This is a genomic window from Microcoleus sp. ARI1-B5, assembly GCF_036705795.1.
Lineage (GTDB): Bacteria > Cyanobacteriota > Cyanobacteriia > Cyanobacteriales > Microcoleaceae > Microcoleus.
The window spans coordinates 144,982-166,140 of record NZ_JAUBVK010000009.1; the positions used below are offsets into that span (position 1 = coordinate 144,982).

Genomic DNA, 21,159 nt, shown 5'->3' on the forward strand with positions numbered 1-21,159 from the left:
GAAATTATAAATATGGCCAGCCCAACCGCACCCGGTGGTATTAATCAACCCGATCCGTCTTGGCAAACACCATCCAAGCAAATGCCACTGCTGGTTCGCAGGTGCGGCGCCCTTGCCGTTGAAATTTCGCTCATTGCGGCCAGCGCCCTCGTTCCCTTCAGTATCGGGGCATTGGTTAACAAGGAAACTCAAACGGTGCCGCTCAATTCCTCAGTAGCAGCAGCATCCGAAACCGTCGCCCGTATTTTGGGCATACCCGTGCGCGATCGCAATCCCAGAGTTGCACCCCTAACTAATCTATTCTGGTCGGGGGCGCTGCTGGCACCGGCAGCTTTAGCCGCGTGGCAATTGTTTTTGCTCGCCAGAACCGGTCAAACTCTCCCGAAACGCTGGTTCGGCGTCAAAGTTGTCACCGCCTCGGGCAATCCTCCGGGTTTTGGGCGAATGCTGGTTCGCGAAATTTTCGGGCGCACTGGAGTGCCTCTGGGCGTCGCTTACGGCATTTGGCGCTTGACTGGTGCGTTTCCGGATTTAATCATTTTAGGGGGGCTGAGCTGCTTGGCAGTGCTGGCAGATGGCGCTTTTGCACTGCGCTACAAACGGCAATCCGGGCACGATCGCCTCGCGAATACTTTGGTCGTCAATGCTCGATCGCACCAACAGTCTGCCAATCCTGTCAAGAGTCAAGAATGGACTGAGGAAGACGCGCAAATTGCAGCTTTGGTTTTGACTCCGGAAACCAGCATGAAAGAAGATCCCAGTTTGTGGAATTGGATTCGCCAACATCCAGGCACAACTTTAGTGATAGTTACTATTGGCAGCGCGGGATTGATTTTAACTTTGTTTGTTGGCACTCTGATCTACACCCAAAGTCAAGCAAATTTGCGGGATTCCCGGCAGCGGAATGACGAATTATTTGTAGCTTTAGTGAATAAATTGTCTCCGACTTCGGCTAACGGAACATCGGGGAGGCGATCGGCAATTTTGGCTTTGGGGGCCGTGGAAGACTCCCGCGCCGTACCGCTGCTAGCGGATTTGCTGGCCCAAGAAGACAGCAAGGCGATGCAGGACGCGATCGGGCAAGCTTTAGTTAGTACCGGGCCGAAAGCTTTACCTGACTTGCAGCGGTTGAACCAAGCACTCAGCAATGACCTGGAATCCCTGCGCTACGGGGGGAAGACTGCCGAACGCGAGTTAGCGGCGGCCCGCCAGCGAACAGTGCAAAGGGCGATCGGCAAAATTCTCACAGTGTATAGCAGCCAGCTCAACGGCGCCGATCTGGGCCGCACCGATTTAGGTCAAAGTCCTGCCGGCCCCGGTCAGTTTACTTTAGTATTAGACAAAGTTGACTTGTCGGGAATTAAGCTGAGAAACACCAATTTAACGAATGCCAGCTTGCAGGGAACTCGCTTTTACGGCACCGGCGAAGACAGGCGTCCGGGTACATTTGACGATTGGATTTCTGACTTGAGCGGGGCTAATTTTGAAGGAGCCAATTTAACCGGAGCATCCTTGAACAGTGCTGTAATGAACCGCACTACTTTTGTGCGCGCTGTCCTGAACAAAGCTAATTTATCAAGCGGAAATTTGAATGGAGCTAATTTTAGCAGTGCTCTTTTGATTGGCGCTTCTTTGCAGCAAGCAATGTTAAAAGATGCAAGTTTTACTGGTGCAGATATCGGAAGCGCGAATTTTGCAGGAGCGAATTTGTCAGGTGCGCGTTTGGGCAAAGTCAAGGCTCAAGGCACTCAATTGTCTTTGACAAATTTGTCTAAATCGGAATGGCAAGGTGCTGACTTGTCCGGTGCGGATTTGAGCGGCGCAAACTTACAAAATGCCGATTTTAGTTCGGCTAAACTCGCCAACGCGAATTTAAAAGATGCTCGGTTGCAAGATGCTAATTTGCGGAATGCGGACGTGAGTTCGGTTGATTTTAGGGGCGCGAATTTAGCTGGAGCGAATTTTCAAGGCGCTGTTTTCCTGGGGAAGGCGGCTTCGGAGCAATTTATTCAAAGTCCGCCCGGTAGCAAATCAGGTCGATTCCAAGGAGTTAATTTTGCGGATGCTAAGAATTTAGATCGAAGTCAAATTGCTTACATTTGTTTGCAGGGGGGGACTCATCCGAAGTGCCCGCCGAAGAATTAAGACTTGGTTCGATCGTTCGGACTTTAGGGAGCATTTCATTTTTGTAAAAAGCATTTTTTTGTTTGAGTGCTGTCCTCGCTCGCTTGGTGATAAAAGCCCGTGCGAGCGAGGACAGCACTACAAAAGCTGGCGCGCTTGATGCTCCTTCTTCCTTCTTCCTTCTTCCTTCTTCCTTCTTACCGGAAATTTGGGTAAAAGCCCCGTCCTTATAGGACGGCTTTAATTCTCTAAGTCTCTGGAGAGAATTTTCCGGTTTTAGACGGAGAATGTAAAGTGTAAAGATTCTTTGAGTAATTTATTTTATAGCCATAATTATATATAAATATGATACAATACTTCCATGATTGTATTAGAGTTCAAGTTAAAAGGCAAACCACAGCAGTACCGGATATTAGACGAAATGATCCGCACCGCTCAGTTTGTCAGAAACAAAGCTCTCAGATACTGGATCGACAATCAAGGAGTTAAACTATCCGACCTCTACAAACAATGTGCCATCATGGCAAAAGAGTTTGAGTGGGCGGGCAAACTTAACTCAATGGCACGTCAAGCTTCTGCGGAACGTGCCATTTTTGCTATCCAACGTTTCTTCGCCAATTGCAAAGCCAACAAACCTGGAAAGAAAGGGTACCCGCAGTTCAAGAAGCTCACACGCTCTGTGGAGTACAAAACTTCAGGATGGAAGCTTTCTTCTGATAAAAGAAGCCTGACTTTCACGCTCTGGCTTTGTGGCAGGTACCTTTAAATTAGTCGGCTCTCGTGACTTGCACTTCTATGCTCCTGACGAGATTAAGCGAGTGCGGGTTATCCGTCGAGCTGATGGCTACGGAGTCCAGTTCTGCGTCAGTGTAGAACGGGTGGAAGAAGTCCTCCCAACAGGTAAGGCTATTGGTCTTGACGTTGGGTTGAATCACTTTTTGACTGACAGTAATGGAGCGACCATCCCTAATCCTCGTCATCTGCGTAAAAGCGAGAAGGCACTTCGTCGAGCCGAGCGAAAAGTCTCTAGTAAGAAGAAGGGGTCAGCCAATCGCAAAAAGGCTATCAATAAGTTAGGGAGAAAACACCTCAAAATCAGTAGGCAACGTAAGGACTTCGCCATCAAGACGGCGCTGTGCGTAGTGAAATCTAGCGATTTCGTAGCCTATGAAGACTTACAGGTGAAGAACATGGTGAAAAACCACAAGCTTGCTAAATCAATCAGTGATGCAGCGTGGGCTCAGTTTGCTCAATGGTTGCAATACTTAGGGAAAGTGTACGGTAAAACAGTAGTTTCTGTTGCCCCTCAATACACTTCCCAAGATTGTTCAGGCTGTGGCAACACGGTTAAGAAGTCGCTATCGGTTCGGACTCATGTGTGCAATTGCGGGGTAGTATTAGACCGCGACCACAACGCCGCACTGAATATCTTAGCAAAAGCTCTACGGCAAGCAGGAATTGAGTTAAATACGGCGGGGCACGCCGGAATTAACGCTTGGGGACAGACCGACCTCTACTCGCTGATGGTGACATCAACGAGCAAGCCGACTGGTTGAGCCAAGAATCTCCGTGCGTTCACGCCGGAGAGTGTCAAGCAATAGCATCGGCACCTACAAGAGTCTCGAATTGCGCCAATAGCGTTCCATCAGCATTGTTTGCAACTCCAAAAATTTTAGGTAACTGACCTGTTTGGGCGAGAACTTGTCTCACTTCTCGGTTAGATACATCGGCTAAATTTTTGTTATTTAGAATGGCATTAACGGCAGCGATACCGACACCTTGACCAACTGCGGCGTTGAATTCCACAATTCTTCCCACAGAACAAGCCAGCCCTTCAAATCCCGAACACGGACTGACAACTGCCAGGTTAGGAACGTTTTTTATCAAGGCGTGGCGGATGCCAATATTGAAGGTAGGCTGTTTGAAACTCAGACTTTTAAACCACCCCAAACTGTTTGCTTTCTCGCCAATACCCGAGATGCCTCCCCGGACATCAAAATGATAGCTAAATGTTCCCAGTGCTTCAGTAGCTGGTACGCCACCAAGCAGCATTTGTGCACCTGTTAAAGGTTCTACAACTCCCGTCACGTTCCCGGCGTGTCTGATATACAGTTCTGAAGCCGGAGTAACATAAGTAGCCCCCAAACTTTTCAGCCAAGCGGCCACAAATGACATCTCTCTCTGCATATTAGCTGTGGGTTTGCTCCCGTTTCTCGCTAAGGATTCTGCTTCGCTGCTGGTGACTGCAAATAACAGCGCATTCCACGAAAGTCTTTCATTTGGAAGTATGGCGATATTTCCTTCGTCTAAAATTATGCCTGTTTCAGGAAAAGATAGCTTTCTGCCTCTAAAAGAGTGGTAAGCTACAGACAGAGCAGGCGATCGCACATCGATGTAATCGTTGCCCGCCCACAGAGTTTTGAGATTTCCTCTGGTGTCGATCATTTCCCGCCGGAGTTCTTCTGCTAGTTTCGCATCCTTGTCGGCAGCGTACAGTAAAAATTTTTGACTCTCTGAATCGGCGAGGTTTGTGAAGCGTTTTAGATACAGGTAATCGAGTTCTTTCAGTCTTCTTGCACTGAGTCCTTGGGTTTCAAACACGAGGGTGACTGGAAGTTCTGAGTTAGGCAGACCAAAGGTTTCAAATCCCTTCAGCTTTCTCGCACCTGCGGCTTGAGCTAATTCGGCATTGACAGTGGCATCAATAAATTGCTTGCCTGCATAAACTACGCCTTTAGAGGTGGTTATACTGGCAATTTTTTGGCCTTCTTTATTGACTGATTGAATTTCTACTTTGCTGAGGAGATCGACCCCTGCTTGTAACAGCATTTCTTTCAGCGCTGCGCTGGATTTGGGGGGGTCAAGTGCGATCGCGGTGACACCGGATTTTTGCAGGAATTCTTTATAGATTGTCGGCGGTGAACCAAAGGTATCTAAATTTAAAGATTGTTGCAGTTCTTGACTAATCTGGCTTCTATCTAAATAAGCGAGGCCGCCTCTTACTAAATGCCCGCCAATTCCTTCCTGCAAGCTTCCTTTAGACATCAGCAAAACTCGCGGATAACGCTTTGTCCGGCGACGGTATTCTCGGGCGGCGGAGATAACTGCTAGAACTCCTGGAACTTCATCACCAAAGCAGATGACATCGTAAGAACGCAGATCCATGACCATTATTTAATTACCTCTCCCGCCATTTTTTCGATCTGCATCTCAATTTTTGCCATCAAACTCTTTGTCTGTTCCAAATAAGGCCGCATCTTTCCTGATTTTTTTGATAATTTTCACACATTTCTGGACGCAAAAATCGGGATTTTCGGGAAAATCTTGCGTTTAGGGCGATCGATCTCGCTGGAAAAACCCGGTTGGCGATCGGCCTTGAGTGCGTCTGTCTCGTACTCTTGACTGCAATTAGCTTATATTATCAGGATCTATCCCCAACTCGCGCAATCGTTCAGCTAGTCGATCGGCACGTTGCGATTCCTGTTGGGCACGTTGCGCTGATTCCTTCACCTGTTCTTCAGGAGTCAGATAGCGTTTACCATCAGCATCGTACCAATACAACCACTCCCTTGTCACCCCAGAATAATTGCCCCTTTCACAACCAATACCCAGACCAATTTCTGGCATCCAAACAGGATTTCCCGGCTGTAACTCATACTTTCCCTTGACTAACTTATATACTTCAAAACGGGGATCGTTACGGCGGCGGGAAGAATAAACCACGTAATAAAGTATGCCTAAATCTTTATATTTTTCCCACTTGCCGGTGTATTTGTGGTGATAAGTAGCCGAAAGCAATTCGAGGACAAAAATTGGTATAACATTTTCCTCCCATAACTGGTAATTGGGACGCAATTCTTCCTGGTAAAACCGTTCTATATCTAAACTTAAGAAAGCATCTGGCCTGATGAACTCTTCGTCTGAGTCTTGGTAAATACCCATATTTAAACCCAAAAACCAGTCCATGCGTTCTGCCCAAAGTATCAGCAATATTGCTTTTAGCAATCCTGGAATTAATTCTTTAAGTTCGTCATCCGCAGGTGGTTGATAGAATTTTTGTCGTTCTTCGGGTGAGGGTGAGTGCGTCGGCAATTTATAGTTTGACATGGCGGCTTTCCTCAAAAATCACTAAGATTATAACTTTGATATTAGACCACTCTTGTGGAAAGAAAGAGAGTGGCAAACACAGCGAAATTACCCCTACAAAATCCCAAATATTCGGCAATCAGCTAAGATTATCTGGATCTATCCCCAACTCGCGCAATCGTTCAGCTAGTCGATCGGCGCGCTGGGCTTCCTGTTGGGCGCGCTGGGCTTCCTGTTGGGCGCGCTGGGCTTCCTGTCGGACAAGTTGCGCTGATTCTTTCAACTGTTCTTCAGGAGTCAGATAACGTTTTCCATCCGCATCGTACCAATACAACCACTCCCTTGTCACCCCAGAATAATTTCCCCTTTCACAGCCAATTCCCAAACCAATTTCTGGCATCCAAACTAGATTTCCTGGCTGTAACTCATACTTGCCATTGACTAACTTATGCACTTCCAAACGGGGTTTGCGGCGGCGGCGAGAAGAATAAATGACGTAATAAAGTACGCCTAACCTTTGATATTCTTTCAACTTGGCGCTGTATTCCTTGCGAGAAGTCGGGGAAACAACTTCGAGGACAAAAGTTGGCATCACTTTTTCCTCCCACAGCACGTAACTGGGACGCAATTCTTCATCGTAAAACCGTTGTACACCTAAACTTAAGAAAGCATCTGGCACAATGACAGGTTTGTTGAGGTGATGGTAAATAGCCATATCTATGCCAAAAAACCAGTCCATGCGTTCCGCCCAAATTATGAGCAATATTGCTTTTAGCAATCCTGGTATTAATTCTTGCAGTTCGTTATCCACTGGTGTTTCATCTGAGTCTGGTAGTTCGTCTGCTGAGGGCCAGTGCTTCGGAAAGTTGTAATTTAACATGGCGGCTTTTCTCGAAACTCATTAAAATTCTAGCATTTAGTTGTTGGGTATTTTTTTGTATTTGATTAAGATTTTTATGGGTTGCAAAGACGCTAAGTAAGAAAAGGAAGAAAAGCAAGATGATAGGTAATCTTGAGTTACTTAATCTGAAATAATTTTTGTAAAATATTGGCTGAGACTTGCCCGATCGACTATACTAAGCTAACGATTCGGTTCTAATGGGGAGCAGCCATTAGAGGAAAGGGGGAAAGTTCGGTGCAAGTCCGGCGCTGTCCCGCAACTGTAATGAGAGTTTTGTCGCTTTCTGAGTCAGGATGCCCGCCGATGTGTTAGTTTACATTGTCTCATCTGCGAGGTTCAGCATGAAGGCCGGAAATCGGAAATTAGTCAGCCTGGGATTGATGGCTGGCTTGAGTTGTTATCTTGTCCTGGGTTCGGCAGCGCCCGCCGCAGCTATGCACATTTCGGAAGGTTTTTTGCCTGTGCAATGGGCTGCGTTTTGGTGGATTGTGGCGCTGCCTTTTTTTGTATTGGGTTTGCGATCGATCGCCCGAATTACCAAAGAACACCCGGAACTTAAATTATTGCTTGCTTTGGCGGGTGCGTTTACTTTTGTGCTTTCTGCTTTAAAAATTCCTTCGGTAACAGGGAGTTGTTCTCACCCGACGGGTACGGGTTTGGGTGCGATTTTGTTCGGCCCTTCGGTGATGGCTGTACTGGGCGCTTTAGTGCTGTTGTTTCAAACGTTACTGTTAGCGCACGGCGGCTTGACAACGTTGGGGGCGAATATGTTTTCGATGGCGATTGTCGGCCCTTTTGCTGCGTATTTTATCTATCGATTGCTGTTGCGAACTGGTAGCCAGCGGGCGGCAATTTTTGGCGCGGCGGCTTTGGCAGATTTGCTGACTTATGTGACGACTTCGATGCAATTGGCGTTAGCTTTTCCCGCAGCAAGCGGCGGCTTTATGGCTTCGTTTCTCAAGTTTGCTGGCATTTTTGCTATCACTCAAGTACCTCTGGCTATCAGTGAGGGATTGCTGACTGTATTGGTCTGGAATTGGCTGCATTCTTACGGGAAGCCGGAGTTGGAAACTTTGAAATTCTTGAGACAGGAGTCATAAAGTTGTGAATCAAAAACCTACTAAAAATCAACAAGCTAGTTCGCTGCAAAATTGGATGTTGGGGGTTTCTGTGGTTGTTCTTGCTGTTATTCCCCTGGTTTTTGTGCGGGGTGAATATGGCGGTGCTGATGACCAAGCTAAGAAAGCAATTACTCAAATTCAACCGAGTTATAAGCCTTGGTTCAATCACTTGTTTGAGCCTGCTAGCAGCGAAATTTCCAGTCTATTGTTTGCGTCTCAAGCAGCGGTGGGCGCTGGCGTAGTTGGCTATGTGATTGGGTTGTATAAAGGCCGATCGCAATCTCGGCAACAATCTGATAACAAATCGTCGGAATGAACCATCAGATTGATAGTCTGGCTTATACAAATCGCTTGCGGGGGTTGCCGCCAACTCACAAGCTATCTTTTGCGATCGCCCTATTAATCCTCTCTCTAGTTTCCAATGCAGCGGTACAGTTGTCGATCGCCCTTTGGTTGACAATCTGGATCGTCGTTTATGCGGGAATTCCGGCGAAACTCTATCTGCGGTTGCTGTCGCTACCGTTGATGTTTTTGCTGACGAGTTTGCCTGCGTTGGCGATAGGTGCGGTTGCGGGCGATCGAATCTCGGCAATTCAATGGGATATTTGGCAAGGTTGGGGAATTAGTATCGGCAGTTTTTATCTGTATGTGAGTCGCACGGGGATATATCAAGTGAGCGTGCTATTAGCGCGCGCCTTCGCATCGACAAGCTGTATGTACTTCATCCTGTTGACGGTGCCATTTACCGAAATCTTGCAGATTCTCCGAAAATTAAGGTGTCCGGAGTTGGTCACAGAACTGCTATTACTAATGTATCGGTTTATTTTTAGCTTATTGGCGATCGCGGATGAACTTTGGATAGCCCAAAACTCGCGCGGCGGCTACCGCACTTGGAAATTAGGAATGCGAAGTTTGGGTATTTTAATCGGACAATTGTTGCAACGAACTTTAGAAAACTACCGTCAAGTTTCGCTGAGTTTAGCCTCGCGCGGCTTCAATGGAGAATTGCGCGTTTGGAATTCTTATCCTTATAAACCTTCGCGCAGATATACATTTGAAGCAGTGTTTGGCTGCACGGTTTTAACCATAGTAAGTATTGTATTTCAACCATGATATTATTATGTCCGGTCAAATAACCTCGATGGGGTTTGATTGCGGTGGTTCTCTTCGGACATAATATGACTTGCGCATGAATAACGTAGTTATATTAATTTCTGACCAAAGTTGGCAATTTATGCCCTCGCGTGTTATTAACATATATGCAAGCGCTGGGAAGAATTTCAACCCTGCCGGAAATCCTCAATTTTATCCAATTCTCCCAATGCCGAAGTCACAATCAATTTCTATTTCCAAAGTAACTCGCTACCAAAATGCAGCGCTGAATTACTATTTGGGGCTGACAGATTCGCCCTATCTTCACTACGGCTATTGGAAAACTCTGCCTGTGCCCGCTGAGGAACTCACCATCGCGCGGCTGCGTATCGCTCAGCAAGCTTACACGGATAAACTGTTAGATTTTATCCCCAAAGAAATCAAGACTGTGCTGGACGTAGGATGCGGGATTGGGGGAAATGCGGCTTATTTGCTCGATCGCGCTTTTGCAGTGGAAGGCCTCGCACCCGATCCCTTCCAACAACAGCGCTTTCTCAAGTGTACGGGCGATCGCGCCATCTTCCACCTCACCAAATTTGAAGACTTCAAAGCCACCCATTCCTACGATTTAGTTCTCTTGAGCGAAAGCAGCCAATATATGTCTGCTGTCGATATTGCTTCTTGTGCTGCGGCTGTCCTCAATCCTGGAGGCTACGTACTGCTTGCGGATATGATGCGCTCCGATCCTAACTATACAGAGGGAATGTTTTCTAACTGTCATGTTGTGAAAGAGCTTGAAACTGCATTGATGCAAGCGGGGTTCACTTTAGTAAAAACTGAGGATATTTCCGCTCATATTTTACCGACAATTGACCTGTATGTCGATACTTTCCGCAGGTATGGACTGAACACAATGATTTATGTTGCGGATTTAATTTCGATCGCAGTTCCGCCGATTCATAAATTTCTGCGTTGGATATTTCGCCGCTGGTTTAAGAAATTGGTGGTTGAAGGATTGGAGGCGAGTCAACTGTTTGAAAAGCATCTTTGTTATGAGATTCAACTTTGGCAGTTGATAGAAAAAGATGGAAGTGCGAATAAATTCACAGGTTCGTAGTGAGGACTTCAGTCCTTCTTACAGGTTCGTAGTGAGGACTTCAGTCCTTCTTCCCGAGGCTTAAAATCCTCACTAGAAAACAGGTTCGTAGTGAGGACTTCAGTCCTTCCTCAATGCGGACTAAAGTCCTCACTACAAACCTATTTTACTTTAGTTATTTATGATAAATATATGTCTCAATCAATCCTCGAATTCGATCGCACTTTCTACTCATATCCCTGCGGTTCGCGATCGGCAATTCACGATTTAAGCCTCAAAATCCCCGCCGGGAAGCGCTGCGGACTCATCGGTCAAAACGGCTGCGGCAAAACCACGTTTTTCCTGCTAGCAAACGGCTTGTACCAACCGCAACAGGGAATTATTCGCTGGGAAGGCGAACCGTTTCGCTACGATCGCAAATCTCTCATGAAACTGCGCCAACAAATCGGGCTCGTCTTTCAAAATCCCGAACATCAATTAGTCGCTTCCACGGTAGAAGAAGATATCTCCTACGGATTGTACAATTTAGGTTTGGCAGAATCCGAAATTGCTCGACAGGTGCAACAGGCGATCGACCAATTCGATTTAAGCGAACTCGCCCGCGAACCAATTCACAATCTCAGTTTAGGACAAAAAAAGCGCGTTTCCATCGCCGATATCATGATTCTCAAGCCGAAACTGCTGCTGCTAGACGAACCTACCGCCTATCTCGATCCGCGCCACACCCGACAACTCATCGGTTTGCTGCAACAAATTCACGCAGCCGGAACCACCATACTTTTAGCAAGTCACGACCTCGATTTCATCTACCGCTGGGCGGATTGGGTGTTTGTGATGGATTGCGGAAAACTGATTTTAGAAGGAACACCGGAAGCCGTTTTTGCTCAGCGGGATGTCTTGGAACAATTGCAGCTTGGCGTACCGCTGGCGATCGAGTTAATCGACCAAATAAAGGATCTCGTTGAACAAAATCCTAACTCAAAAATGCCCGCTTTTGAGGAATTGCAACAACAAATTTTAGACGCGCGCCGACGGCTTTAATAAGCTGATGACTTACGCACCCCGACTCCAGAAACCGGGTTTTTACCTTATTTGCAGACTCCGACGAATAATTTCGCAAAAAACCCGGTTTCTCGCCACATCCCAGAAACCGGTTTTTTACCTTATTTGCAGACTCCGACGAATAATTTCGCAAAAAACCCGGTTTCTCGCCACTAGCATTAAGTGCGATCGTACCAACTTTGCAGCGCCAACCGATGAACTTCGCGCCAACTAACATTATTAAGTCTGGCAATTTCCGCGCAATCTTCATATTCCGGCTGCACATTAACAATCGTTTGTCCAGACTTAGCAACTTTAATTTTAACTTCGCCGTACTCAGTTTGAACAGTCTCAAATTCTCGATGCAAAACAGTTCTCTGTTGAATCGAGCGCCTAATTCCCAGAGTAGTAGTCTCCCGAAACATCACAGCTTCGCAAGCATCCTGAAATTCGGGATGACAAATCGCAGTTAACAACACGCCCAACCGCGACTTTTTCATCACAATAGGCGCCGTAAAAACATCCAGAGCTCCGGCGAGAAACAAAGCATCAAAAACATAGCCGATCGCCTGCGGACTCAAATCATCAATTTGCGTTTCCAAAACACAGACTGTTTCCTGCGAATTGGTAATTGGTAATTGGTATTTTTCTGACTTCTTCCCTCTGACTTCTGCCCTCTGACTTACATCCGTTACATCCGTTACATAATCCGTTGCTAATCTTCTCTTCTTCTCCCCAATCCAGAGGCGCAAAATATTAGGAATTGCCAGATGGCGAGAACCTGCACCCAAACCGATCGCCCGAACTTGCATCGGGGGCGCCGGGCCAAAAGCGGAGGCGAGAGTACAGGCGATCGCAGTGCCCGTAGGAGTACACAATTCGCGATCGATCCCGTTGCTGTAAACCGGCACTCGGTGCGTTTCCCACAACCGCATCACCGCCGGCGTGGGCACCGCCAACCTGCCGTGGGCCGCCTTCACCGTACCGCCGCCAGTCGGCATCGCCGAAAAGTAAAACTCATCAATATCCAACCAATCCAAGCCCAAACAAGTACCGACAATATCAATAATTGCATCCGTAGCGCCCACCTCGTGAAAGTGAACCTCACTTGCGGCGATACCGTGTACAGCAGCCTCTGCATCTGCTAATTTGCTAAATACCGCCAAACTCCACGCTTCCACGCGCGCCGGCAATTTTGCAGAGACAATAATCTGCTCAATTTCTGGCAAATGGCGGTGATGAGTGTGGCTGATTTCGGCATCTGCTTCGCCGTGACTGTGCGAATGTTCTTCCCCGTGATGGTGGTGGCGGCGGCTGTCGAAAGTTGGAGATTCCGTTTCCGAGGGATCGAGGGCCCAGTCAGCGGGATTTTCTGGTTTTAACGACAAATCGGCAGCTAAATCGACATAAAATTTAGTTGCTTGTTGAGTATTCCGGTGGACTAATTGGGCCCGCAATTGGTACTCAGTCGAAATGCCGAGTAAATTGAGTTTTTCGATCAGGTAGTCTAAAGGAACACCCGCGTGGAGGAGAGCTCCGATGCACATATCGCCAGCAATGCCGGTCGGGCAGTCAAAATAAGCTATTTTATTCATTATTAACGATTAATTTTCAACATTGATTGTTTTAGCACATTTGGCGATCGCCCACTTAGCCTGAAATATCTTAACATGGCAATTATTTACGGACTCCATCCAGTTGCACCCCAGAAAGACCGGATCGAGAAGATTACAAAAGCTCTCAAAGATGGGGCAGTGATGCTTTATCCCACAGATACAGTTTACGCGATCGGCTGCGATCTCAACTCCAAATCTGCGGTAGAACGAGTCAGGCGGATCAAGCAACTATCCAATGATAAGCCTTTAACATTTCTGTGTTCCTCATTGTCAAATATCACCGAGTATGCTGCCGTCAGCGATGAAGCATACAGAATTATCAAGCGCTTAATCCCCGGGCCCTACACATTTCTGCTACCAGCTACCAAGTTAGTGCCCAAATTGGTAATGAACCCAAAACGCAAAACCACGGGAATTCGCGTTCCCAACCACCCGCTTTGTTTTACACTTCTGGAATCTTTGGGAAATCCGATTATTTCCACATCTGCTCATATTACCACTGATGATGAAGGTGCTGCACCAGTGCCATCTGGAAAAGGAGAAAGCTTTGGCAAGGCTGAACTATTTGACTGTTTTTTAAAGTTAGTAGATATCATTGTCGATGATGATTCCGATCCAGGATATCAAGTTTCTACCATTCTCGATTTGACAGAAAGCGAACCGATTGTGGTGCGTCGCGGCTTGGGATGGGAAGCCGCCGCCGCTTGGGAACAAGATTAAAATTTGAGGGGTTCTTGCGCTTCTCCAACAGTCCGCCGGGGGTTCAAAACCCCCGTCGAGAGAGCAAAAGTCCTCTCAAAGAGGACTATTAAATATAGCGGTTAGGGTATTGAATTTAATTAAGCTCTGTCCTATATTTTAAAGGATTGACAATTATCATAGGACGCTATCAGTAGATATTAGATATTATTTTGATTTGAACTCATCGCAACTTATGTTATTCATCCCTAATTTCCACAGTCGTCTTAAGACGACTTCAGCTATGAGCCAGGGAATTAATTCCCTGGCGGCCAGTCGGAATCGCCAGCTAACAAACCCGCAGACAAAACCTAAGCCTCTACCTTAACTCCTTCGTCGCGGCTTGGGATGGGAAGCCGCCGCCGCTTGGGAACAAGATTAAAATTTGAGGGGTTCTTGCGCTTCTCCAACAGTCCGCCGGGGGTTCAAAACCCCCGTCGAGAGAGCAAAAGTCCTCTCAAAGAGGACTATTAAATATAGCGGTTATGGTATTGAATTTAATTAAGCTCTGTCCTATATTTTAAAGGATTGACAATTATCATAGGACGCTATCAGTAGATATTAGATATTATTTTGATTTGAACTCATCGCAACTTATGTTATTCATCCCTAATTTCCACAGTCGTCTTAATACGACTTCAGCTATGAGCCAGGGAATTAATTCCCTGGCGGCCAGTCGGAATCGCCAGCTAACAAACCCGCGGACAAAACCTAAGCCTCTACCTTAACTCCTTTCCAAAAAGCAACATATCCTGCAATATTTTTAGCAGCATCTTTCGGAGTAGGATAGTACCAAGCAGCATCCTTATTAACTTGTCCGCCGACTTCAACACTGTAGTAACTAGCAACACCTTTCCAACCGCAAGTAGTGTGAGTGCTGCTATCCTTGAAATACTGGCGGTTGATGGCATCCGCCGGGAAATAATAGTTGTTATCTACCATTTCGCACTTATCGCTCTCGGCCAAAACGGCACCATTCCAAATTGCTTTCGGCATCAGTTTCTCTGCTTAAATTGAGATTCTCAAATATTGTAACTGTATTTGTGCTCAAAAGACCTAGAATAAGGTAGAAGTCAACAACCAATTACTGCAAATGTCAGGGTCGAATCCGCCAACATCTCTCGCGCCCTCATCCCTCGAACAATCCCTCAAACATTTCTTTGGCTACGACTCTTTCCGCCCCGGGCAGCGGGAAATTGTCGAAGCTGCTTTACAAAAACGCGATATGATGATTGTCATGCCGACTGGCGGTGGCAAGTCTTTGTGCTTTCAATTACCGGCTTTGTTGAAACCGGGATTGACTGTGGTTGTTTCGCCGCTGATTGCCCTGATGCAAGACCAGGTGGAAGCTTTGCAGGATAATGGGATTGGGGCGACTTTTCTCAACAGCACTTTGAGCGCTATGGAAACCCGATCGCGCTCCACAGCAATTCTCGAAGGTAAGATTAAATTGCTGTACGTTGCGCCCGAACGCTTGCTGGGCGAGAGATTTTTACCGTTTTTAGATATAGTAGCTTCTAAGTTGGGAATTTCGGCATTTGCGATCGACGAAGCCCACTGCGTTTCGGAATGGGGACACGACTTTCGACCAGAATACAGGCAAATGGAGCGAGTGCGCGATCGCTACCCAGACATCCCCATTATGGCACTAACCGCCACCGCCACCGAGCGCGTCCGCCAAGACATCATCCAGCAGCTAAATCTCCGAAATCCCTACATCCACGTCGCCAGCTTCAACCGCCCCAATTTATACTACGAAGTCCGCCAAAAAACCAAGCACAGTTTTGCCGAAGTTCTGCAAATCATCCAAAAAAAAGGCGGTTCAGGAATCATCTACTGCCTCAGCCGCAAAAAAGTTGACGAAGTTGCCTGCAAATTGCAGCAAAACGGCATCCAAGCCTTACCATACCACGCCGGAATGAGCGATGTCGATCGGGCAACCAACCAAACCTGCTTCATCCGCGACGACGTACAAGTAATGGTAGCCACAATAGCCTTCGGGATGGGAATCAACAAACCAGACGTGCGGTTTGTAATTCACCACGACTTACCCAAAAACCTAGAAGGATACTATCAAGAATCAGGCCGCGCAGGCAGAGACAACGAACCATCCCATTGCACCTTATTTTTTGGTTTTGGCGATGTCAAAACCATCGAATACATCATCAAGCAAAAACCAGACGAACAAGAACAAAGAATTGCCAGCCAACAGTTAAGGCGAGTAATCAACTATGCAGAATCCAGCGATTGCCGCCGCACAGTCCAACTAAGTTATTTCGGCGAGTCATTTCCTGGCAACTGCGGCAACTGCGACAACTGTTGCAACAAAAAACCCGTAGAAGATTGGACGATTGAGGCAATGAAATTTCTTTCTTGCGTTGCGAGGAGCAAAGAAAAATTCGGCATGAATCACATTATTGACGTGCTGCGCGGCTCAAAAAATCAAAAAGTATTGCAATACCAGCACGACCAACTTTCTACTTACGGCATTGGCAAAGATAGAAGTGCAGACGAGTGGAAAAAGTTAGCTCGCTCGCTGTTACATCAAGGTTTGCTAGACGAAACAACAGACGGCTTTCCCATTTTGAAACTCAACGAGAAAAGTTGGGAAATCATGAAACGCCAGCGCACAGTTGAAATCGCCATCGAAGCGCCGCGAGAAGTACAGGCAAGAGTGCGGTCTTTAGCCGTAGAAATAGAAGGCTTATTTTCGATATTGCGAAGTCTCCGCAAACAAATTGCCGACGAACAATTCGTACCGCCTTACGTAGTTTTTGCTGATAGAAGCTTGCGAGACATGGCAGAAAAACGCCCGCAAACTCTCACAGAATTTGAGGAAGTTTACGGCGTCGGCAGCAACAAGCGAGATAAGTACGGCAAGGTTTTCTTAGAGGCAATTCGCGCTTTTTGCAAAGAACAAGGATTGCCAACAAGTGCTGCACCTTCTGATGTCGCCAATCTTCCCACTCTTGCTAACGTTCCGTCTTATTCGCAGATGCAAACCTGGGAATTGTACCGCCAAGGTTTGACAGTTCAAGGCATAGCCAATGCGCGGGGCATGAGTCCGACTACTATTGCGGGTCATCTGGTAGAATTGATGGATATGGGCCAGGAAGTTGATATAAATTTGTTGGTGGAATCGGAACGCCAGCAGGCAATCGTACAAGCCATTGAAGTTATTGGAGATGAAAGATTGAGAGCCATTTATGAGTATTTGCAAGAACGCTATACGTTTGATGAGATTAAGTTTGTGCGCGCTTGGTGGCGGCAAAATTATGTCAGTTTTTAACCGCAGATGTAGCTGATGAGCGCGCTATGGACGCAGATGATTAATGGATAGGAGGGGAAAATGAGAATTAAGAAAGTAGCTTTTTGGGATAATGTATTAGAGTGGCGTTTTGAACCAATCTATTTTTCTAATCTTGCCTTGCTGGTTGGGGTATCTGGCGTTGGCAAAACTCAAATACTTAAAGGAATTTCGAGGTTAAAAGAGATAGCAAATGGTGCTTCGTTAAATGGCTTAGCGTGGGATATTACATTTTCGACAATAGATGACGATGTGGAGTACCAATGGCAAGGCGAGTTTGAAACGAAAAAAAATCCTGTCATAATTCCTAATCAGGAAGACGAAGCCCATAACTGTAGGATTGTTCGCGAGCACTTATCTAGAAATGGAGATATAATTATCGAGAGAACTCCTACAGAAATTAAGTTTAAAGGAAATATAACGCCAAAATTATCACCGTTTCAAAGCGCAGTGCAAATCTTAAATCAAGAAGAAGATATTTCACCGGTTCACCAGGATTTTAATAAAATTACTTACAGCGGTAATTTGAGTTCGGTTAATGAATTTTACGATATACCGATCAGGCTAATCTCGACGATTTTAAGAAGTGATATTTTATTAGAACAGGTTAAATCAAGCAATCTGCCCATTCAAGTTAAAATAGCTTTAATTTATCGAAATTCAAATATTTTTAATGAACTCAAACGTGCATTTATAGAGGCGTTTCCTCAAGTCGAAGATATTAAAATAGAACCCGTTGAAGATGACGATTCATCATTTACAAGTTTTCCAATTCAGATCAAAGAAAAAAATGTCAACAATTGGATTTCTCAGGATAACATTTCCTCGGGAATGCTGAAAACGCTAATTCTCATTAGCGAACTGTACTTGTTGCCAGAAGGAACTGTAATTCTGATTGATGAATTTGAAAACAGCTTGGGCATTAACTGTATCGACGTTGTTACCGATTTGATTGTGGAAAATAGAAACATTCAATTCATCCTCACCAGTCATCACCCGTACATTATCAACAATATCAGCATGGAATACTGGAAAATAGTAACTCGCAAGGGAGGTGTAGTAACGGTAACTGATGCGAAAGATTTGAACCTGGGAAAATCTAGACATCAGGCTTTTACGCAATTGATTAATCTCGAAGAATATAGCGAAGGAATTAAAGTTGAATGAATTTGTATTTTTTAGTCGAAGGGATGCAATCGGAGAGAAAAGTTTATCCAGCTTGGCTAAGTCATTTATTACCTGAATTAACACGAGTTCAGAGTTACGATGAGGTGAATGAAAAAAATTATTACCTGATTAGTGGCGAAGGATATCCTTCATTATATGATTTTATTCCTCCTTCGATTGAGGAAATTAACTTAAGCGGGAAATACAACTATTTTGTAGTGTGTCTTGATGCGGAGGAAAATACTGTTGCTGAAAGGCACGTAGAAATTTATGATTTTTTTAAGCAGGAAAAGCTAGAATTAAAAAACGCAGAACTTGTGCTAATTGTTCAGAATCGCTGCTTGGAAACTTGGCTGCTGGGAAATCGCAAGATTTACTCAAAACAGCCTCAAGACCAACCTTTATTAGATTATACTAAATATTATAATGTTTCAGTTGACTGTCCTGAAAAAATGGGAAAATATCTAGATTTTAATACTCACGCTCAGTTTCACGGAGCTTATTTGAGAGCATTATTTGCAGCTAAAAACACCACATATTCTAAAAAAAGACCTGGAGATGTACTCAAGCCATTTTATTTGGAACAGCTATTGGTCAGAATTCAAGTGCAACCAGAACAACTGACTACTTTTAGTCATTTTGTCGATTTTTGTAATAGAGTTAAATCTAAATTGCAGCATTAAATGGCAATAATTACAGAAATTACGCAGAACCTCTATATGTAGGAGTCCCTGTACTAACCTGGAAACGATATTAGACTACTCTGTGCTCCCGGTGTACCCTACACCTTACAATTGTACAATAAATAGTTGACCTCATTAGCCAGCCATTCGTTAAACATATTGTGCAATATTTCTTGATACCGTTCAGGGGTTAATTCCGCTGGGATAAACTTTTCAACCATGCACAAGTGATATCCTCGCTCTGTTTCAATTGGACGAATTACTTCTCCGGGTTTAGCGCTGAATACGGCAACGGCTATGTCTGGTTTTAAACCCCACCGATAAACTTTGCCTTCGCAACCGCATAAATGCCGGCGATTTTCGTCGATGTCGTACAGGTGGGCGGCATCAAAAAAGCTGATTTCTCCTTCTTGAATTTCATAAAATATTTCTCTGGCTAGTTGCAGGTTGGTAACAATTATTTGATAAAGAATTATTTGATCGAATTGCAATTTGTTTTGCACGAAAATCTTTTCTACTTCTTTGGCAAATAAGTGTTCGGCTAGTTTTTGGGCGAGGAGCCGATCGCAAATTCCGGCCTCTAAGTCTTCTACCGAAATCATCTGCTCCGCCAGCCAAGCAATCGTATCCGCCGCTTTCTCCAGACGCTTCTCGCGCCGCAGCTTGTCGCCGGCAACTTGAATTTCTTCGGGAGTCACAGTTAACCCCCGTTCCTCGGCTGCTTTGTCAATAACTTTTTTCTGCAAAACTTGTTGACAAAATGGCTTTAATTGCCGCTCTTTTCTGAGTAGTTTGATGATTTCACTTGATTCAATCAATGGCTGGTAAAAGTCTTTCATCTTTCTCTCTCAAGCTATATAAGTTTATTAAGCTCATCTCCCGAGGCTTCCTGCGGGGGAGTTCGCGTTAACGGTTAACGGTTAGCTACAAGATGTTATTGGGCAAACTGATAAAATCAGCACTGCTCAAAGTTGTTGCACCCGCTGCGTTAACTGTTCGCAAAACAACACCTAAAATTCGATCGCCATTATTTGAACTAAACTTAACCAGAGTCGCGTCTGCCGTACCGTTACCGTCAGTATCAAACGCCACCAGTGCAATGTCTGCGGCAGAAAGTCCCCCAGTCAGCCCAATTTTATCGCCTTCAGCGGCATTGAAATCAACGACTATATCTGCTAAAAATGGATTAGCCACAGAACTCGCTGTCTCGCGTCTAAATGCAAAGGTATCAGCGCCGCTACCTCCAATCAATGTATCGATGCCGAAGTCGCCGCACAGAAAATCGTCGCCGTTACCGCCAATCAGCAAATCTTGACCTCTTCCTCCCCGCAAAGTGTCGTTACCATCCCCTCCTTCGATCGCATCGCTACCTCTGTTACCTTTAACAAAATCGTCGCCGCCTCCAGCAAAAACGCGATCGAACCCGCTACCGCAAGTAATCACATCAATGTCGCTGGTGCCGAGCCAATATCCGCCACCGTTGCTGTCGTAGGTGACAGTTAATTCCGCTACTACCGCAGGATTCTTTTCTGGGGGGGTAATTTCTGGGGCTGGGGTTGTATCAGCATTGCTGTTGTTGGTACTGTTATCGGGAAGTGCGATCGGCAAATTGCTGGTACTGTTATCTGTTGGCTCAGCAATTATCGTACTCTCGCCACCACCACCGGTACTTTCTGGAGACAAATTAGAAGGACTTGAATTGCTAGAAGTTCCGTCAGTCACCGAAGCAAGCGGCGCACCGTCATCGTCATTATTATTTGACGGTGTTGGAGTTGGAGTTGGTGCTGGTGTTGGAGTTGAAGCAGGTGTTAGCCGTATTGGTATTGGTATTGGCGCTGGTGTTGGTGTTGGCGCTGGTGTTGGCGCTGGTGTTGGTGTTGGCGCTGTGATATTAATTGCCGGTGCAGAGTCTGTAGCAGCCGCAGCAGGCGCAGGAGCTGGAGCTGGAGCTGGCGCTGGAGCTGGAGCTGGAGCTGGAGCTGGCGCTGGAGCTGGAGCTGGCGCTGGAGTAGCAGCAGGAGCTGGAGCTGGAGCTGGAGCTGGAGCTGGCGCTGGAGCTGGAGCTGGCGCTGGAGTAGCAGCAGGAGCCGAAGCAGTGGCGCTAGCAGTCGGGGGAGTATCTAAACCACTGCTAGCTGAGGCGATCGCACTACTAGAAGTGCCACCGGGAGCCGATGCTGTCTGAGT

At 46.0% G+C, this 21,159-nt stretch carries 20 protein-coding genes and 1 riboswitch; of the genes, 13 read left to right on the plus strand and 7 right to left on the minus strand.

Translation table 11 applies throughout. The features are described from left to right. Window positions 1-12 precede the first annotated feature (12 nt). From QUB63_RS16205 to QUB63_RS35060, 3 genes are all read left to right on the plus strand, one after another. Window positions 13-2,145 (plus strand): pentapeptide repeat-containing protein, encoded by a 2,133-nt coding sequence (locus QUB63_RS16205; RefSeq protein WP_332946281.1) that lies wholly within the window; start codon window positions 13-15, stop codon window positions 2,143-2,145. 340 nt (window positions 2,146-2,485) lie between these two features. Further along, a complete protein-coding gene (locus QUB63_RS35055; RefSeq protein ID WP_442921807.1) occupies window positions 2,486-2,890 on the plus strand; it encodes a hypothetical protein in 405 nt (134 codons plus the stop codon). Between the two features lie 52 nt (window positions 2,891-2,942). Further along, window positions 2,943-3,680, plus strand: coding sequence for an RNA-guided endonuclease InsQ/TnpB family protein (locus QUB63_RS35060; protein ID WP_442922318.1), 738 nt, complete (start codon window positions 2,943-2,945; stop codon window positions 3,678-3,680). Between the two features lie 34 nt (window positions 3,681-3,714). On the opposite strand, the gene QUB63_RS16215 is transcribed toward QUB63_RS35060, so the two are convergent. The 3 genes from QUB63_RS16215 to QUB63_RS16225 form a co-directional block, all read right to left on the minus strand. Continuing rightward, window positions 3,715-5,289, minus strand: a complete 1,575-nt coding sequence (locus QUB63_RS16215; RefSeq protein ID WP_332946282.1) for an FAD-dependent oxidoreductase — start codon at window positions 5,287-5,289, stop codon at window positions 3,715-3,717. 243 nt (window positions 5,290-5,532) lie between these two features. Further along, the gene (locus QUB63_RS16220; protein ID WP_332946283.1) at window positions 5,533-6,231 is read right to left on the minus strand and encodes a Uma2 family endonuclease; all 699 of its coding nucleotides are present in this window, start codon (window positions 6,229-6,231) and stop codon (window positions 5,533-5,535) included. A 118-nt stretch (window positions 6,232-6,349) separates the two neighbouring features. Further along, window positions 6,350-7,090 carry a Uma2 family endonuclease gene (locus QUB63_RS16225; RefSeq protein ID WP_332946284.1) on the minus strand — a complete coding sequence of 247 codons (741 nt, stop codon included), beginning with the start codon at window positions 7,088-7,090 and terminating at the stop codon, window positions 6,350-6,352. 193 nt (window positions 7,091-7,283) lie between these two features. After that, window positions 7,284-7,430: riboswitch (cobalamin riboswitch) on the plus strand. A gap of 22 nt (window positions 7,431-7,452) precedes the next feature. Here QUB63_RS16225 and QUB63_RS16230 point away from each other — a divergent pair. The 5 genes from QUB63_RS16230 (at window position 7,453) to QUB63_RS16250 (ending at window position 11,461) form a co-directional block, all read left to right on the plus strand. After that, on the plus strand, window positions 7,453-8,211 hold the full coding sequence (locus tag QUB63_RS16230; RefSeq protein WP_332946285.1) for an energy-coupling factor ABC transporter permease: 759 nt from the start codon (window positions 7,453-7,455) through the stop codon (window positions 8,209-8,211). Window positions 8,212-8,215: 4 nt separating this feature from the next. Then, window positions 8,216-8,548, plus strand: a complete 333-nt coding sequence (locus tag QUB63_RS16235; protein WP_332946286.1) for an energy-coupling factor ABC transporter substrate-binding protein — start codon at window positions 8,216-8,218, stop codon at window positions 8,546-8,548. Then, window positions 8,545-9,345: a cobalt ECF transporter T component CbiQ gene (gene cbiQ / locus QUB63_RS16240; protein ID WP_332946287.1), complete on the plus strand. Its 801-nt coding sequence runs from the start codon at window positions 8,545-8,547 to the stop codon at window positions 9,343-9,345. The genes QUB63_RS16235 and cbiQ overlap by 4 nt, the downstream gene beginning before the upstream one ends. Window positions 9,346-9,553: 208 nt before the next feature. Next, window positions 9,554-10,441 carry a class I SAM-dependent methyltransferase gene (locus QUB63_RS16245; RefSeq protein WP_332946288.1) on the plus strand — a complete coding sequence of 296 codons (888 nt, stop codon included), beginning with the start codon at window positions 9,554-9,556 and terminating at the stop codon, window positions 10,439-10,441. Window positions 10,442-10,612: 171 nt separating this feature from the next. Next, window positions 10,613-11,461: an energy-coupling factor ABC transporter ATP-binding protein gene (locus tag QUB63_RS16250; protein ID WP_332946289.1), complete on the plus strand. Its 849-nt coding sequence runs from the start codon at window positions 10,613-10,615 to the stop codon at window positions 11,459-11,461. Window positions 11,462-11,640: 179 nt separating this feature from the next. On the opposite strand, the gene larC is transcribed toward QUB63_RS16250, so the two are convergent. Next, window positions 11,641-13,056 carry a nickel pincer cofactor biosynthesis protein LarC gene (gene larC, locus QUB63_RS16255; RefSeq protein ID WP_332946290.1) on the minus strand — a complete coding sequence of 472 codons (1,416 nt, stop codon included), beginning with the start codon at window positions 13,054-13,056 and terminating at the stop codon, window positions 11,641-11,643. A 75-nt stretch (window positions 13,057-13,131) separates the two neighbouring features. Between larC and QUB63_RS16260 the strand changes: the two genes are divergently transcribed. Continuing rightward, window positions 13,132-13,797 (plus strand): L-threonylcarbamoyladenylate synthase, encoded by a 666-nt coding sequence (locus QUB63_RS16260; RefSeq protein WP_332946291.1) that lies wholly within the window; start codon window positions 13,132-13,134, stop codon window positions 13,795-13,797. Window positions 13,798-14,526: 729 nt separating this feature from the next. On the opposite strand, the gene QUB63_RS16265 is transcribed toward QUB63_RS16260, so the two are convergent. Further along, window positions 14,527-14,811: a DUF427 domain-containing protein gene (locus QUB63_RS16265; protein ID WP_332946292.1), complete on the minus strand. Its 285-nt coding sequence runs from the start codon at window positions 14,809-14,811 to the stop codon at window positions 14,527-14,529. Window positions 14,812-14,908: 97 nt separating this feature from the next. Between QUB63_RS16265 and recQ the strand changes: the two genes are divergently transcribed. From recQ to QUB63_RS16280, 3 genes are read left to right on the plus strand one after another with little or no spacing between them, the layout of a single operon-like run. Continuing rightward, the gene (recQ, locus tag QUB63_RS16270; RefSeq protein WP_332946293.1) at window positions 14,909-17,104 is read left to right on the plus strand and encodes a DNA helicase RecQ; all 2,196 of its coding nucleotides are present in this window, start codon (window positions 14,909-14,911) and stop codon (window positions 17,102-17,104) included. A gap of 60 nt (window positions 17,105-17,164) precedes the next feature. Beyond that, on the plus strand, window positions 17,165-18,289 hold the full coding sequence (locus tag QUB63_RS16275; RefSeq protein WP_332946294.1) for an AAA family ATPase: 1,125 nt from the start codon (window positions 17,165-17,167) through the stop codon (window positions 18,287-18,289). Further along, window positions 18,286-18,972 (plus strand): hypothetical protein, encoded by a 687-nt coding sequence (locus QUB63_RS16280; protein ID WP_332946295.1) that lies wholly within the window; start codon window positions 18,286-18,288, stop codon window positions 18,970-18,972. The genes QUB63_RS16275 and QUB63_RS16280 overlap by 4 nt, the downstream gene beginning before the upstream one ends. Window positions 18,973-19,070: 98 nt before the next feature. Here QUB63_RS16280 and QUB63_RS16285 read toward each other — a convergent pair whose 3' ends face one another. Then, the gene (locus tag QUB63_RS16285; protein ID WP_332946296.1) at window positions 19,071-19,811 is read right to left on the minus strand and encodes a peptidylprolyl isomerase; all 741 of its coding nucleotides are present in this window, start codon (window positions 19,809-19,811) and stop codon (window positions 19,071-19,073) included. Window positions 19,812-19,896: 85 nt separating this feature from the next. Beyond that, the gene (locus QUB63_RS16290; protein ID WP_332946297.1) at window positions 19,897-20,694 is read right to left on the minus strand and encodes a calcium-binding protein; all 798 of its coding nucleotides are present in this window, start codon (window positions 20,692-20,694) and stop codon (window positions 19,897-19,899) included. Here QUB63_RS16290 and QUB63_RS16295 point away from each other — a divergent pair. Beyond that, entirely contained in the window at window positions 20,672-21,157 is a 486-nt protein-coding gene (locus QUB63_RS16295) for a hypothetical protein (RefSeq protein WP_332946298.1), read from the plus strand. The genes QUB63_RS16290 and QUB63_RS16295 overlap by 23 nt on opposite strands. The last annotated feature ends 2 nt before the right edge of the window (window positions 21,158-21,159 follow it).

Coding starts and splice junctions, on each gene's coding strand:
- QUB63_RS16205 (WP_332946281.1), top strand. CDS start 13: ATGGCCAGCCCAACCGCACCCGGTGGTATTAATCAACCCGATCCGTCT.
- QUB63_RS35055 (WP_442921807.1), top strand. CDS start 2,486: ATGATTGTATTAGAGTTCAAGTTAAAAGGCAAACCACAGCAGTACCGG.
- QUB63_RS16215 (WP_332946282.1), bottom strand. CDS start 5,289: ATGGATCTGCGTTCTTACGATGTCATCTGCTTTGGTGATGAAGTTCCA.
- QUB63_RS16220 (WP_332946283.1), bottom strand. CDS start 6,231: ATGTCAAACTATAAATTGCCGACGCACTCACCCTCACCCGAAGAACGA.
- QUB63_RS16225 (WP_332946284.1), bottom strand. CDS start 7,090: ATGTTAAATTACAACTTTCCGAAGCACTGGCCCTCAGCAGACGAACTA.
- QUB63_RS16230 (WP_332946285.1), top strand. CDS start 7,453: ATGAAGGCCGGAAATCGGAAATTAGTCAGCCTGGGATTGATGGCTGGC.
- cbiQ (WP_332946287.1), top strand. CDS start 8,545: ATGAACCATCAGATTGATAGTCTGGCTTATACAAATCGCTTGCGGGGG.
- QUB63_RS16245 (WP_332946288.1), top strand. CDS start 9,554: ATGCCGAAGTCACAATCAATTTCTATTTCCAAAGTAACTCGCTACCAA.
- QUB63_RS16250 (WP_332946289.1), top strand. CDS start 10,613: ATGTCTCAATCAATCCTCGAATTCGATCGCACTTTCTACTCATATCCC.
- larC (WP_332946290.1), bottom strand. CDS start 13,056: ATGAATAAAATAGCTTATTTTGACTGCCCGACCGGCATTGCTGGCGAT.
- QUB63_RS16260 (WP_332946291.1), top strand. CDS start 13,132: ATGGCAATTATTTACGGACTCCATCCAGTTGCACCCCAGAAAGACCGG.
- QUB63_RS16265 (WP_332946292.1), bottom strand. CDS start 14,811: ATGCCGAAAGCAATTTGGAATGGTGCCGTTTTGGCCGAGAGCGATAAG.
- recQ (WP_332946293.1), top strand. CDS start 14,909: ATGTCAGGGTCGAATCCGCCAACATCTCTCGCGCCCTCATCCCTCGAA.
- QUB63_RS16275 (WP_332946294.1), top strand. CDS start 17,165: ATGAGAATTAAGAAAGTAGCTTTTTGGGATAATGTATTAGAGTGGCGT.
- QUB63_RS16280 (WP_332946295.1), top strand. CDS start 18,286: ATGAATTTGTATTTTTTAGTCGAAGGGATGCAATCGGAGAGAAAAGTT.
- QUB63_RS16285 (WP_332946296.1), bottom strand. CDS start 19,811: ATGAAAGACTTTTACCAGCCATTGATTGAATCAAGTGAAATCATCAAA.